The sequence below is a fragment of the Agrobacterium tumefaciens genome, assembly GCF_009649785.1.
In the GTDB taxonomy this organism is placed as follows: Bacteria; Pseudomonadota; Alphaproteobacteria; order Rhizobiales; family Rhizobiaceae; genus Agrobacterium; species Agrobacterium tumefaciens.
This window is the reverse complement of the sequence record NZ_WJOK01000024.1, coordinates 1-14,020: the sequence shown is the minus strand read 5'-3', so window position 1 is coordinate 14,020 and position 14,020 is coordinate 1. Positions and strand designations below refer to the sequence as shown.

General features: G+C 59.6%; 15 protein-coding genes. 2 read left to right on the top strand and 13 right to left on the bottom strand.

From position 1 onward, the window contains the following. The first annotated feature begins 55 nt into the window (after positions 1 to 55). Complete coding sequence (locus GH784_RS21560; RefSeq protein ID WP_065702413.1) at positions 56 to 1,204, top strand: hypothetical protein; 1,149 nt, start codon at positions 56 to 58, stop codon at positions 1,202 to 1,204. Positions 1,205 to 1,340: 136 nt separating this feature from the next. Here the strand turns inward: GH784_RS21560 and GH784_RS21555 are convergent, their stop codons facing one another. From GH784_RS21555 to GH784_RS21540, 4 genes are all read right to left on the bottom strand, one after another. Beyond that, positions 1,341 to 1,574: a BolA family protein gene (locus tag GH784_RS21555; RefSeq protein WP_003516012.1), complete on the bottom strand. Its 234-nt coding sequence runs from the start codon at positions 1,572 to 1,574 to the stop codon at positions 1,341 to 1,343. 16 nt (positions 1,575 to 1,590) lie between these two features. After that, positions 1,591 to 3,825: a phosphoribosylformylglycinamidine synthase subunit PurL gene (gene purL, locus GH784_RS21550; RefSeq protein WP_065702414.1), complete on the bottom strand. Its 2,235-nt coding sequence runs from the start codon at positions 3,823 to 3,825 to the stop codon at positions 1,591 to 1,593. Between the two features lie 114 nt (positions 3,826 to 3,939). Then, a complete protein-coding gene (locus GH784_RS21545; RefSeq protein ID WP_003516010.1) occupies positions 3,940 to 4,530 on the bottom strand; it encodes an acyloxyacyl hydrolase in 591 nt (196 codons plus the stop codon). A gap of 107 nt (positions 4,531 to 4,637) precedes the next feature. Further along, the gene (locus GH784_RS21540; RefSeq protein WP_003516009.1) at positions 4,638 to 6,056 is read right to left on the bottom strand and encodes an aminotransferase-like domain-containing protein; all 1,419 of its coding nucleotides are present in this window, start codon (positions 6,054 to 6,056) and stop codon (positions 4,638 to 4,640) included. Positions 6,057 to 6,149: 93 nt separating this feature from the next. Between GH784_RS21540 and GH784_RS21535 the strand changes: the two genes are divergently transcribed. Beyond that, positions 6,150 to 6,455: a DUF1127 domain-containing protein gene (locus GH784_RS21535; protein ID WP_003516008.1), complete on the top strand. Its 306-nt coding sequence runs from the start codon at positions 6,150 to 6,152 to the stop codon at positions 6,453 to 6,455. Between the two features lie 132 nt (positions 6,456 to 6,587). On the opposite strand, the gene GH784_RS21530 is transcribed toward GH784_RS21535, so the two are convergent. The 9 genes from GH784_RS21530 to GH784_RS21490 form a co-directional block, all read right to left on the bottom strand. Then, a complete protein-coding gene (locus GH784_RS21530) occupies positions 6,588 to 6,995 on the bottom strand; it encodes a hypothetical protein (protein WP_019567095.1) in 408 nt (135 codons plus the stop codon). A gap of 83 nt (positions 6,996 to 7,078) precedes the next feature. Further along, complete coding sequence (gene purQ, locus GH784_RS21525; protein WP_003516005.1) at positions 7,079 to 7,750, bottom strand: phosphoribosylformylglycinamidine synthase subunit PurQ; 672 nt, start codon at positions 7,748 to 7,750, stop codon at positions 7,079 to 7,081. Between the two features lie 20 nt (positions 7,751 to 7,770). After that, positions 7,771 to 8,013, bottom strand: coding sequence for a phosphoribosylformylglycinamidine synthase subunit PurS (gene purS / locus GH784_RS21520; protein ID WP_003495372.1), 243 nt, complete (start codon positions 8,011 to 8,013; stop codon positions 7,771 to 7,773). Between the two features lie 55 nt (positions 8,014 to 8,068). Further along, on the bottom strand, positions 8,069 to 8,833 hold the full coding sequence (purC, locus tag GH784_RS21515; RefSeq protein ID WP_003516002.1) for a phosphoribosylaminoimidazolesuccinocarboxamide synthase: 765 nt from the start codon (positions 8,831 to 8,833) through the stop codon (positions 8,069 to 8,071). Between the two features lie 183 nt (positions 8,834 to 9,016). After that, the gene (locus GH784_RS21510; RefSeq protein ID WP_003516000.1) at positions 9,017 to 9,580 is read right to left on the bottom strand and encodes an alpha/beta hydrolase; all 564 of its coding nucleotides are present in this window, start codon (positions 9,578 to 9,580) and stop codon (positions 9,017 to 9,019) included. A gap of 69 nt (positions 9,581 to 9,649) precedes the next feature. Beyond that, the gene (gene purB, locus GH784_RS21505; protein WP_025593893.1) at positions 9,650 to 10,957 is read right to left on the bottom strand and encodes an adenylosuccinate lyase; all 1,308 of its coding nucleotides are present in this window, start codon (positions 10,955 to 10,957) and stop codon (positions 9,650 to 9,652) included. Between the two features lie 107 nt (positions 10,958 to 11,064). Then, complete coding sequence (locus GH784_RS21500; protein WP_013636387.1) at positions 11,065 to 11,601, bottom strand: hypothetical protein; 537 nt, start codon at positions 11,599 to 11,601, stop codon at positions 11,065 to 11,067. A 61-nt stretch (positions 11,602 to 11,662) separates the two neighbouring features. Continuing rightward, the gene (rpe, locus tag GH784_RS21495; RefSeq protein ID WP_003515995.1) at positions 11,663 to 12,340 is read right to left on the bottom strand and encodes a ribulose-phosphate 3-epimerase; all 678 of its coding nucleotides are present in this window, start codon (positions 12,338 to 12,340) and stop codon (positions 11,663 to 11,665) included. Between the two features lie 132 nt (positions 12,341 to 12,472). Beyond that, the gene (locus GH784_RS21490; RefSeq protein ID WP_173994986.1) at positions 12,473 to 13,600 is read right to left on the bottom strand and encodes a branched-chain amino acid ABC transporter substrate-binding protein; all 1,128 of its coding nucleotides are present in this window, start codon (positions 13,598 to 13,600) and stop codon (positions 12,473 to 12,475) included. Between the last annotated feature and the right edge of the window lie 420 nt (positions 13,601 to 14,020).

The window sequence follows — 14,020 nt, the reverse complement described above, 5'->3', positions numbered from 1 at the left end:
ATCGCCCACTGTATCAAGCGATCCTTTCGGGTGTCTCCAGCTCGAGGGTTTATGCATGCCGACCGTCAAGTCACGACTTGTTCTTTATTTCCCGGGCTTCGATCCGCTCGATGCGGCTGCGCATCATCTGCGCTATCAGCGGGCGGCAGCGCTTGCTGGCAAGACGTGGGATGTCAATTATGCCGTGGGTGCGCTGGAGAACTCGCCGGCTGGCGAAACATTCTCGGTGGAGGCCTCGGCCGGCGACTGGCGGACGCGTTCCACCATCTTCGTCTACGACCACAATGCGGTGATATCGCGCCTGCGGGATGCGCCACTCTGGCGGCAGATCGCACTAGGCTTTGCGGCTGCGGCCGGTATCGTCGCGGAAGGTGGGGCAGGGCGTTACCTCCGTCACGCCTGGCGTTTCGGCCTGTTCTTCATTTTCCCGTTTCTGCTGATGCTGGTGGGTGGTGCGCTTGCGGCGGGGATCGCGCTCTCGCCATGGCTGTTCGGTTTGCCGCTCTGGTTGCTTGCGATCAGTCTTCCCGCTGCGGCCTTGTTCTTCGTGAAGGCATTTCTGCCTTTCGCCGAGCGGTTTCATACGTTGCATCTTTATGCCGACTGGCGCTTTGCGCTGGCCGTCGGGCGCGATGAGCCGATTGCCCGCAACTGGATTGAAGAGAAGGCAGCCCTCGTTCTCAAGGCGCTGGAGCAGCCGTCTGAGGAGGTTCTGGTCGTGTCGCATAGCATGGGCGCCAGCCTGGCGCTCGCCGTGATAGGCCGTGTGCTGGAACTGCGGCCAGATGCGCTGGATGGCCGGAAGCTGTCCTTTGCGACGCTCGGTGGCGCTGCGCTGCAATGCGCGCTGCTGTCGAGTGCGGATAGGCTTCGCCAGAGCGTCGGCGTGATTGCGCGTCACTCTGAAGTGACATGGTTCGATATCCAGTGCCTGACGGATCCGATCCACCTCTACCGCTGCAACACCGTGGCGCTGACCGGGCACAAGGATGCGCCGCAGCCGAAGATCGTGCCGATCCGTTTCAAGCACTCGCTTTCACCCGATCGCTACAAAAAGAACAAGCGCAACTTCCTGCGCATGCACCGGCAATATGTTCTGGGGCCGGACCGCAAGTCCGGTTACGATTTTACCCTGCTGACGGCTGGGCCGTTGCCGGCTGCCTCCTTTGCCGATCTGGAATCGCAGCAGCCACCTGTTTTGTAAGCGGCACGCGCCATTTGCCGGAAAAGAAAAGGCCCGCGTGACAGTCTCACGCGGGCCTTTTTCAATCCATGGCTTCAAGCGTTGCCGCGGCAAGGACAGTGAAACCGTCCTGCCGGAGACGCTTTTCGGAGCTCAGTCATTCGGGAGCCGAGGTCTGCAGGGCAAGGGCGTGCAGAACACCGCCCATATTGCCCTTCAGCGCGTCATAGACCATCTGATGCTGCTGCACGCGCGTCTTGCCCTTGAAAGCATCCGCGACGACTTCCGCCGCGTAATGATCGCCATCACCGGCCAGATCGCGGATCGTGACCTTTGCCCCGGGAATTCCCGCCTTAATCATGTCTTCAATGTCGCCGGGTTTCATGGGCATGGTGTATCTCCTTAATTCATTCTGCGGCGATTAGAGTTTCGCCATCCATGAATTGAGGGAACCACGATTCATAGGCCAAGTGCAATTCTTTAATCTCGATAGCGCGTGCCGTGCCCAGCTTTACGCTTGAGCCGCCGGTGACGCCGATCGCCGGGCAGGAAACGCCCGCTGCCTTCGCTGCCGCGCGCACTTCATCCAGATCGCTCTTCTTGACGGTCAGCACATAACGGCCCTGATCTTCGCCATAGAAGGTGAGGACGGGATTATGGCCCTCGACCGCGTCGATCGTCGCGCCGATGCCGGAGGAAATTGCCATTTCGGCAACCGCGAGAGCCAGGCCGCCCGAGGAGCAATCGTGAACCGCTGTGGCAAGACCGTCTGCGATAAGGGCGCGGACGAAATCGCCATTTCTCTTTTCAGCTTCCAGATCGACATGCGGTGCCGGGCCATCGATGCGGCCATGCACGTCGCGCATGTAGACGGACTGGGCAATATGGGTGCCAAGACCGGCAGGCGCGCCCGCCAGCAGCACGACTTCGTCCGAGGCGGCAAAGCGGATGCGCGCCATACGGCCCCAGTCCTTCAGCAGGCCAACGCCGCCGATGGTGGGGGTGGGCAGGATCGCCTGACCGTTGGTCTCGTTGTAGAGCGAGACGTTGCCGGAAACGATCGGGAATTCCAGTACGCGGCAGGCTTCGCCGATGCCCTTGATGGCATGGACGAGCTGGCTCATGATCTCGGGCTTTTCCGGATTGCCGAAATTGAGGTTGTCGGTGGCCGCGAGCGGCAAAGCGCCGGTTGCGGTGATGTTGCGCCAGCATTCGGCCACGGCCTGCTTGCCGCCTTCAAAGGCGTCTGCCTCGACATAACGCGGTGTCACGTCGGAGGAGAAGGCGAGCGCCTTCTTGTCATGGCCTTCAACGCGGACAACGCCGGCATCGCCACCCGGCAGCTGCAGGGAATTGCCCTGGATCAGCGTGTCATACTGCTCGTAGACCCAGCGGCGCGAGGAGTTGTTGGCCGAACCGACCAGCGACACCAATGCGTCGGCAATGTCTGCATCAGGAACGTCGTTCTCCGCAAGCGGAGCCTGAACCTTGGCGGGCGTCCACGGGCGGTCGTATTCCGGAGCCTGATCACCGAGATCCTTGATCGGAAGGTTGGCGACTTCCTCGCCATTGTGCAGCACGCGGAAACGCAGGTCGTCGGTGGTCTTGCCGACGATGGCGAAGTCCAGGCCCCATTTGACGAAGATCGCCTTGGCGACTTCTTCCTTGGAGGGCTCGAGAACCATGAGCATGCGCTCCTGGCTTTCCGATAGCATCATTTCGTAGGCCGTCATGCGCTCTTCGCGCACCGGTACGGCGTTGAGATCAAGTTCGATGCCGAGATCGCCCTTGGCGCCCATTTCGACGGCCGAGCAGGTAAGGCCTGCGGCACCCATGTCCTGAATGGCGATGACCGCACCTGTTTTCATCAGCTCGAGGCAGGCTTCCAGCAGGCACTTTTCGGTGAAGGGGTCGCCGACCTGAACGGTTGGGCGCTTTTCTTCGATCGACTCATCAAATTCGGCAGAGGCCATGGTCGCGCCGCCGACGCCGTCGCGGCCGGTCTTCGCACCGAGATACACCACCGGCAGGCCGACGCCCTTGGCTTCCGAAAGGAAGATCGCATCGGACTTGGCAAGTCCGGCGGCAAAGGCGTTGACGAGGATGTTGCCGTTATAGCGGGGATCGAATTCCACTTCGCCGCCGACGGTCGGCACGCCGAAGGAGTTGCCGTAACCGCCGACACCGGCGACGACGCCAGCCACGAGGTGGCGGGTCTTCGGATGGTCGGGTGCGCCGAAACGTAGCGCATTCATGGCTGCGATCGGGCGTGCGCCCATGGTGAAGACATCGCGCAGGATGCCGCCGACGCCGGTTGCCGCACCCTGATAGGGCTCGATGTAGGACGGATGGTTGTGGCTTTCCATCTTGAAGACGACGCAGTCGCCATCATCGATATCCACCACGCCGGCATTTTCGCCGGGGCCTTGAATGACACGCGGGCCCGTGGTGGGCAGGGTCTTCAGCCATTTCTTGGAGGACTTGTAGGAGCAGTGCTCGTTCCACATGGCCGAGAAAATGCCAAGCTCGGTAAAGCTCGGCTCCCGTCCGATCAGGTCGAGGATACGCTGGTATTCGTCGGGCTTCAGCCCGTGGGATGCAACGAGTTCCGGGGTGATCTTGATGGAGTTTGGAATCGACATAGGTCTCACGCGGTTCGAGCCGAGGAAAGTTTCCGGTTCTTTAGCGCAAGAGGCCTCTCCGTGCGACAGGAAAATGCGCAGTTTTGCCAGCAAAACGCTGCTTTGTTGGGTTATTCAGAACTTGTAGCCGACCATAAGTCCGACACGCGTCAGCCCGTCATTGGGGCCGTCGCACAGATTGGCATGGGAGGCATGTTCGATCTGGGTCGAAATATTCCAGTTGCTGTTGAAGCGATATCCGATGGCGGCATATTCATGAAAAAGCACGCGGCAACCGAATTCCGCGCCAGTTTCGCCCGGACCATTTCTCAGCCTGCCGTCATGCCACAGGCCGCCAAAGCCGAGGTCGACGAAAATCTTCGGATTGAGATCGAAGGTCCAGTTGATACCGCCGTAAATGGTATTTGCTTCGCCCTCGGTGCCGATTTCCGCACCCAGATGCAGACGCGGTCGGGCAAGTTTTTCGCCAAAGGTGACCGCCGAGGCGCTCGCGAAAGGATCGAAATAGGCAGTGAAAGCCGGGAAGACACCATCTTCGCCGCCACCATTGCGATCGGCGAGCGAGGTTGTGACCCCGAAACGCAATTCATCGAACACCGTGCCGTCTGCGGCGGCGGCCGGCGTCATGTCACTCAACACACATGCTGCGAAAACCATCGCGAGAGCAACAAATGCCCTGGCGGATATGGAACTGAATGCTGCCATCGAATCATTCCCCGCTCCGAAGTAGGGAAAGGATGGCAGATTCGTCGGCGTGGTAAATAATGAGTTACTGAATTAGGGGGCGTGTTGCAGGAAAGACTCGTTCCCGCTCACGCCTCGCTTTCGTAGCCGGCTGAACCATTGTCGAGCAAATGCCGCAGGATACCAAGGGCATGCTTCAGTTCTTCCTGGTTTGACGGCCCGGAAAGGCTGATGCGGACACGGTGGTAAACCTTCTCCGTGCGCCCGGCCTTAAACTCGTCCTCGTCGTCTATCAGCACACCTTCCTTCATGGCAGCGCTGCGGAAGGTTCCAGACAGCCACGGTTCAGGCAGCCTCAGCCACAGAAAGGCGATGTCTGGCAGGGAGTTGAATTCCAGCCCTGCAAAGATGCGTCTGGCGAGGGCCTCGCGCTGGTTGATCTCGGCGATACAGTCCTTGCGGATGTCGTCTGCGTCGCCGCTGTTGACGAGGCGTGCATTCAGTTCGGCCAGCATAAACGGCAGTCCGCCGGTTATCATCGAATGCGAAATGCGAATTCTCGAGGCGAATTGCGCCGGGCAGGCGACCCAGCCACCCCTGACGCCGGCGGAAACGGATTTCGACAGGCCGCCGACAACGAAGGTAAGATCGGGCGCGAATTCCGCAATGAGTGGGATCGCATCCCGCGTCATGGCGCCATAGAGATTGTCCTCCACGATCCATACGCCGTATCTGCGGGCGATATCGGCGATCGCCCGCCGCCGCTCCTCGGGCAGGGTGGCGCAGGTCGGGTTCTGGCCCGCCGACATCAGGAAGATCATTTTTGGATGCTGTTGGGCGCAAACGCGCTCGAAATCATCGGGGATAATGCCTTTCTCATCCACTTCCACCAGTGTCACCCGCCGTCCGGCAAGGGCGGCGCTGCGGCTGATATGGGAATAGGTGAGGGGTTCGAAAACGATACGGTCGCCCGGCGCGGTCATTGCCGTTACCACACTCATCACCGCAGCATGTGCGCCAAGCGTCGAAACGATGTTTTCCGGTTTCGGCGACCAGCCGTTCTGGGAAAGCCAGCGAACGCCCGCCATGCACCAGTTGTCGGGAAAGGAGCGGGTGTAGTTGGAAATTTCGAACGGATGCTCTCTCGTCACGGCCTCGACGTGTTTGCTGACCAGCGCGCTCTGTCCGACATCGGGAGCAGCGGTGGTGTTCAGGCGGAATTCGGCGCTGGTGTCCACCGCGTAGCGCGTGCCGCCGAATGCCGATGCCGTCGGTTCCACGCGTGATAACGGGGCGGCAGCCTTACGCTCGTTGACATAGGTGCCACGGCCGACTTCGCCGCTGACGAGGCCGCGTTCGTGGATGAGGGCATATGCCCGGCTGATTGTACCGATTGTAACGCCCAGATCGAAAGCGAGATTGCGTTGCGGCGGCAATTTCGACCCGGCCTGCAAGATGCCATCCGAAATTGCGCCTTCGATCTTGTCCGCGAGGCGAAGGTAGATGGGGCCGTTGCCCTCGGTGATATCGGGAAGCCAATTTGTCATGGTGACAATTTATGCATTGTATCTATCCGCAAGTCAATTGTATTCATCGGATGCAGTCAATGAGATCAAACGCACGGAGACAATAGGTGCAATATGCGCAAGATGGATCAATACCTTTCGACAGCGGATACGCTTTATCCTGACGGCTACGAACGGGAACGCGTGTTCCGCGATACCGGCGACATGGTCGCACCGTCGCCCTTTCCGGCCCGGATCGCTCACACGCTTATTGGCCGCCTGATTGCGGGATTGTCCAACTGGCATGGCAAACGTCAGGGACGGCTTGCCTTGCGGGAATTGTCCGACGATCTTCTGGACGATATCGGCGTTACGCGGGACGAGGCCTTGAAGGAGGCCGCGAGATCGCAGCTGTTTTCATGGCCGTCGCGGCCGCTTTGATTTTCTGCCGGAGAGCGGCGCCATCTTTCCCCGGTGCCTGAACAGCCATTCGGCAGGCCCGCCACGCCAGTCCCAACCGGCGTCGGCGGGTCTTTTTTGTATTTGGCCGGCTTTTAGCGCAGTTTTGCCCGATCAGCAGCCCTTGCCGCCATTCGCCCAGCGTTTGACGTCGGTTGCGATGCGGCCGGAGATGGCTTCGTTCATAACGGGGCCGAAGGCGTCGAGCTTTGCCGGGTTGCCTTCTGCCTGAATAACCAGCATCGGGCGCGATTCCGGGCTGTTGCGCGGTACGAGCAGAATGCGCGGACGGCCCGAGAAGGAGTTGAGTTCGGGCGCCAGGCGATAGGCCTTGAACGCCGGATCGCCCGATTTGAACCAGCAAGCATTGGCGCCAAGCGCGATTCGCTCCATCGTCGGTAATGCCGCACGGGATGCGGAGGACGATGCCGGTTGCGGCTTGGGCTGGCACGCAGCAAGCGCTGCTGCGGCGAGAAGCAATCCAGCGGCCTTCGGGGCGTGGGAACGGAGCAGGCGTTTCATCGCGTCATCCAAGGTAAGGGCCAAAAACTGGAGCCATAAAAAGCATCATCGGGAAGAGGGCAGGCGCATGGCCCGCCCGCTTGTCAGGCTGCGATAACGCCAAGCGCCGAGGCGAAGAGGCCACGGCCGTCATTGCCGCCATGGGCAGCTTCGATCAGGTTTTCCGGGTGCGGCATCATGCCGAGAACGTTACCCTTGGCGTTGATGACGCCGGCAATGTCGTTCAGCGAACCGTTCGGATTGGTGCCATCTGCATAACGGAAAACGACCTGACCGTTGTCTTCGACGGACTTAAGCTCATCCGTATCGAGGAAATAGTTGCCATCGTGGTGGGCGACGGGGCAGCGCAGAACCTGGCCCTTGTCATAGGCGCGGGTGAATTCGGTGTCGTTGTTGACGACTTCGAGTTTCACTTCGCGGCAGACGAATTTCAGTGAGGCGTTGCGCATCAGCGCGCCCGGCAGCATGCCCGCTTCGACCAAAATCTGGAAGCCGTTGCAGACGCCGAGAACCTTGACGCCCTGCTCAGCCTTTTCGCGAATGGCCTGCATGACCGGCATGCGTGCAGCAATCGCACCGCAACGAAGATAGTCGCCATAGGAAAAACCGCCCGGAATGACGATCAGGTCGACATCCGGGATAGTCGTCTCCGTCTGCCAGATGGTGACGGGCGCCTTGCCGGAGATTTTCGTGAGTGCCGCGATCATGTCGCGATCGCGGTTGAGGCCGGGAAGTTGGACGACAGCGGATTTCATGGTCGGCGGCTCCTGCGGCTTTAGAGAATGGCGATAGAGTAGTTTTCGATAACCGTATTGGCCAAGAGCTTTTCGCACATCGCCTTCAGGTCGGTCTCGGCCTTGGCCTTGTCTGCACCTTCCAGCTCCAGATCGAAGACCTTGCCCTGACGGACATGGCCGACGCCACCGAAACCGAGGCTGCCGAGCGCGCCTTCGATTGCCTTGCCCTGCGGATCGAGAACGCCGTTCTTCAGCGTAACAGTCACCCGTGCCTTGATCACCTGATCTTCTCCTGATTTTACCTTGCTAGGCCGATATTGTTTCACGAGGCCGAAATTACTTTACCAGGACAGGGCCGGTGCCGCGGATCGGTTCGTTTTCATTGATGATGCCGAGACGGCGTGCCACTTCGGAATAGGCTTCCACGAGGCCGCCCATGTCGCGGCGGAAAAGGTCCTTGTCCATTTTTTTCTGGGTCTCGATGTCCCACAGGCGGCAGCTGTCGGGCGAAATCTCGTCGGCGAGGATGATGCGCATCATGTCGCCTTCAAACAGGCGGCCGCATTCGATCTTGAAGTCGACCAGCTGGATGCCGACGCCCAAGAACAGGCCGGACAGGAAGTCGTTGACACGGATTGCCAGTGCCATGATGTCGTCAAGCTCGGCAGGGTTGGCCCAGCCGAAGGCCGTGATGTGCTCTTCGGAGACCATCGGGTCTTCCAGCTCGTCGGACTTGTAGTAGAACTCGATGATGGAGCGCGGCAGAACCACGCCTTCATCGATGCCGAGTCGCTTCGACAGCGAGCCGGCGGCGACATTGCGCACGACGATCTCGAGCGGGATCATCTCGACTTCCTTGATCAACTGCTCGCGCATGTTGAGGCGGCGGATGAAGTGTGTGGGAATGCCGATCTTGTTCAGATGGGTGAAGACATATTCACAAATCCGGTTGTTCAACACACCTTTGCCGTCGATGACTTCGTGTTTTTTCTTGTTGAAGGCAGTCGCATCGTCCTTGAAGAACTGGATAAGCGTGCCTGGCTCCGGACCTTCGTAGAGGATCTTGGCCTTGCCTTCGTAAATACGGCGGCGACGGTTCATAATGGCAGGTCTCTTGGTTCACGCCGATTCTGGTGGCGTTGCGTTTCTGTCTTTGAGCGGTCCCATAAAGGAAAAGAGTGCATTCTACAATGCGGCTCGCATATCTTCCCTTCAATTCTTGTGTCGGGCGGAAGAATGTTGCCCGGCCGAAAATCGACCGGCTTCAGCGGCTGGCCGCGATGGTCAGGGCTCGTTCACCTTGAGGCGGCTCAGGAACTGGGCAAATACCATGCCACCCTCGGGCCAGGGGCCATGGCCAGACTCGGCGTTGATATGGCCGGACATGCCTGCATCCACCAACATGGCACCCCAGGCCGCGGCAATATCGTCGGCATGTTCGTAGGATCCGAAGGGATCGTTGCGGCTGGCAATTGTGATTGCCGGAAACGGCAATGGATCGCGCGGATAGGGACCGAAGGTCATCAGATGTTTCGGCCTGATATCGGGATTGGCGACATCCGGCGGCGCCACCAGAAGCGCGCCTGCAACCTTCTTGCCGATTTCCGGAAGGGCGTGGATGACGGTCGGCACACCCAGCGAATGGGCGACGATGACAACGGGCTTGGTCGAGGCGTTAACTTCTTCCACCAGCCGCGCGATCCAGTCTTCCTTCACCGGTTTTGACCATTCAGCCTGCTCGACGCGGCGCGCTGTCGAAAGCTTGCGCTCCCAGCGTGTCTGCCAGTGGTCAGGACCGGAATTGGTGTAACCCGGTACGATGAGAATATCTGCTTCTGAAACTTTCATGGGCCCATATCTGTGGTTTCATGCCGTCGCGATCAAGGTCGCGATGGCATTAACTTCGGGAGCCTCGCCTCAGGCGTTGCCGAAGACGCGGGCGAAGATCGTGTCGACATGCTTGGTGTGGTAACCGAGGTCGAATTTTTCACGGATGACGCTTTCGGGAAGGGCGGCGCGCACTTCCTCGTCGCCCAGCAGTTCCTCAAGGAAATCCGCACCCTGTTCCCAGACCCTCATGGCGTTGCGCTGCACCAGACGGTAGGCGTCCTCGCGGGAAACGCCGGCCTGCGTCAGCGCCAGAAGAACGCGCTGCGAGTGCACGAGGCCGCGGAACTTGTTCATGTTCTTCAGCATGTTGTCGGGATAGATCACCAGCTTTTCGATGACGCCAGCAAGGCGGTTCAGCGCAAAATCGAGGGTGACTGTGGTGTCGGGGCCGATGGCGCGCTCCACGGAGGAGTGGCTGATGTCACGCTCATGCCAGAGCGCCACGTTTTCAAGCGCGGGAACGACCGACATGCGCACCAGGCGGGCAAGGCCCGTGAGGTTTTCGGTGAGAACCGGGTTACGCTTGTGCGGCATGGCCGACGAACCCTTCTGGCCGGGAGAGAAGAACTCTTCCGCTTCCAGAACCTCGGTGCGCTGCATGTGGCGGATTTCGATGGCGACGTTTTCGATCGACGAGGCGATGACGCCGAGGATGGCGAAGAACATGGCGTGGCGGTCACGCGGGATGACCTGCGTGGAGACCGGCTCGGGCACGAGGCCGAGCTTTGCGCAGACATGTTCCTCGACGCGCGGATCGATATTGGCGAAGGTGCCGACAGCACCGGAGATCGCGCCCGTGGCGATTTCCGCGCGCGCATTGACGAGACGCTCGCGGTTGCGATGCATCTCGGCGTAGAAGCGGGCGAAGGTCAGGCCCATCGTGGTCGGCTCGGCGTGGATGCCGTGGCTGCGGCCGATGCGTACCGTGTTCTTGTGTTCGAAAGCGCGGGTCTTGAGCGCCGCCAGCACGCGGTCCATATCGGCCAGCAGCAGATCGGCGGCGCGGACGAGCTGGATGTTGAGGGTTGTGTCAAGCACGTCGGACGAGGTCATGCCCTGATGGATGAAGCGGCTGTCGGGACCGACGAATTCCGCAAGGTGCGTCAGGAAGGCGATGACGTCGTGTTTGGTGACGGCCTCGATCTCGTCGATGCGGGCGACGTCGAAAGTCGCGCTGCCGCCTTTTTCCCAGATGGTCTGTGCGGCCGATTTCGGAATGACGCCGAGTTCGGCCAGCGCGTCACAGGCATGCGCCTCGATCTCGAACCAGATGCGGAATTTTGTTTCCGGCGACCAGATGGCGACCATTTCCGGCCGGGAGTAACGAGGGATCATGGCAATGACTTTCTTTGTGGAGGAATTTTGCTGCCCGTTTAGCAAAGTGTTCCGCGAATCTCAATCTATCAAGCCTTCGCATCGGCTCGATGCGTACATTCAAAATGCTAGAGCGTCCGGTGTACGTCCGAACGGACGCGTGGCGCTCTGTGCGCACGGCGGCAAAGGATGGCGCCTGCCAGCGCAAGCGGAATGGCGGCAAAAGGAAAATAGAGGCCGAGGCCGAGAATGCAGAACTGGTAGATCGCGCCAAGCGAGGTGAAAAATTGCTGGAAAAACCAGATGCGGGAAAATGCCGGCGCGTGCCATTGCGCATAAAAGATGCGGTACTGGAGCGCGAAAAATGCCGCCGCGACCGCGATCGTGAAAAAAGCGATGGCAAGGCAGCTTGCCGCAAAACGCAGCGGCAGGCTGGTGGATGCGGGCAGGAAGCGCAAGGCAACCATGGCCAGCGGCCAGCCCAGGAGACCGCCGAAGAAGAACAGCACGGCGATATCGGCGGCATGATCGGTTTCCAGCCGGTTGCGGAGATAGAGGCCGAGGGTAGCGGTGGCTGCCGAGATGGCGGCCCAGACAAGCGGAGCGAGGAGCGAAAACAGCGCTGCCGGGATGACGTCGTGGAAATTTCGCCGGTCGCTGTTCATCAAAGCCCCCACCCAAACGCCCTGCCGTCCCGTCTCCGGTGTATCCGGCTGCTGTGGCGGGTCAGGACCGGGCGGCTTCCGACACCGAGCGCAACAACGAAACCGTCTTGCGATAGTCTGCGACACCATCGCCCTTGAAGACGGCCGAACCGGCCACCAGTGCGTTGGCACCGGCTGCGACGATGGCGCCGGCTGTCTCCGCCGTCACGCCGCCGTCCACTTCAAGTTCGATCGGCCGGTCGCCGATCATGGCCTTTGCCGCACGGATCTTGTCGAGCATGGCCGGAATGAATTTCTGTCCGCCGAAACCGGGATTGACGCTCATGATCAGCACGAGATCGACATCGTCAAGCACGTTTTCGATGACCGAAAGCGGCGTGGCGGGGTTGAGCGTCACGCCGGCCTTCCTGCCGAGCGTGCGGATGGTCTGGAGTGAGCGATGGAGATGCGGGCCTGCCTCCGCATGGACGGTAATGCCGTCGCAGCCGGCCTTGGCGAAGGCTTCGAGGTAGGGATCGACGGGGGCAATCATCAGGTGGCAGTCGAAAAAGGCATTGCTGTGCGGGCGGAGCGCCTTGATGACGTCAGGACCGAAGGAGATGTTTGGCACGAAATGGCCGTCCATGACATCGAGGTGGATCCAGTCTGCGCCCGCTTCCGTCACATCGGCGACTTCCTGTCCCAGCTTGGCGAAATTGGACGCCAGAATGGACGGTGCAATCCGGATGGGCAGGGACATGGGGCAAACTCCTCTCGACGCGTTGCGTAAGCTGCCTTTAGCATCAAGTATCAGGGTTTGAAACGGCTTGTCGCGCGGTTGCCGCCGGTTTTCAGCCGCGGATTACTGAATTTCCAGCGATACCGGCTTCACCTATTGTCTTTCGGCCTTGTCCGCCTGTTCGAAACGCTGGCCGTTCCAGCGCTGCAGGCGATAGGGATTGTCTGCAAGCTCATGCGAAGGGTTGAAAGCGATATCGCCGAGCACGGTTTTGAAGACGGTACCGTTCGCCAGTATCTCCGGTGCGGGTTTCCCTTGGGATTGGGCTGCTTCGGCAAGCGCCGCAGTCAGTTCCGCAGCCGCATAGGAGGGAAGGACGTAACCTTCCGGCTCGATATTGGCGGCACGCAATTCGCCGGCGACGGCCTGTGCCGAAGGCAATGTGTCATAGGCCGGGCGCGTGACCGCTAGCACATTTGCCGCAAGTGGCACGGGGATGTTTGCCGCATTCATGGCGTCGCCGCTCATGATGGTGAGCGGAATGTTTTCGGAGCCGGCGTCTCTGGCGACAATCGCGACGTCGTTGCGTTCCGCGCCGATGAACACATGGGTGATGCCGGTGCGCCCCAGCCGGCGTACAAGCGCCACCTGTTGCTCCTGTGCCGGGCGCAGCGTATCGGTGAGTGTCGGTTTCAGCCCGTTCTCCTCCAGCGCCGAACGGATGCGATCTACCAGATCGCGACTGAAGATCGTGCCATCATCCACGAGCCCAATGGAATGTCCCTTCCAGTCGCGCAGGATGATTTCTGAGGCCCGGTCCGATTCGGCCTTGTCCGATGGCGCTAGGCGGAAAAGCGGCCAGCTATATTTCAGAGCGTCTTCCATCAGGATCGGGGCACGGCTGGAAAGCGTGATTGCTGGAATGGCGGCTGATTTCAGAGGCGGCAGAACGCCCTGAAGCGTTTCCGTGCACAAAAAACCGATTGCCGCGCTGACCTTGGCGGCCACGAGACCATCGGCAATCGCGCCGCCGCTGCCGTCTTCGCAGCTTTCATGGATTTCGACGACATCTAGCCCGAGCTTGGCGGCCGCGGCCTTCGCGCCCTGCCTGACCTGTTGCCCCAGCAGTTCGTATGGGCCGTTCTGTGGGGCAACGATGCCGATCGACGCCGCGCATGCTGAGCCCGCAAAGGCAAAACCGGCGATGATCGTTAGCAGGCGAAGTGAAAGCATGACGTGCGCGAAATCCTGTTGTCCCGGTTTGATGTTTATCGGCAACAACTGGTTTTCCAAAGGAAAAATCGCTGATACCCATCATAATCGCACATCATCGTTCACTGCACGGCGGTTTTGATCGCAACTCATCCAATTTGAAACAACAGTCTGCAATGACGCGTTATGGTTGTATATATTCAATGTGATCGCGCGCGATTATTTTTTGCCGAGATTCATCTTTTTTAAGGTCGGCAATTCACTCTGTAATTTCATAAGAGCGGAAGTACTGCTCGTCATGGTTTAGAGCATTTTTACTTTATAAAACTGTAACATGCAGTGCGTATAAGCACAGTTTTATAAGGGCGGGTTTGCGATTTTGCCTTTTATAGTGCACCCCAATAAAATGCACATTTTATTTCCACTTATCTAATTTATTGATTTAAAAAGAGAATATACATATTTCTCTGCGCTTTATTTGTGCTTTGC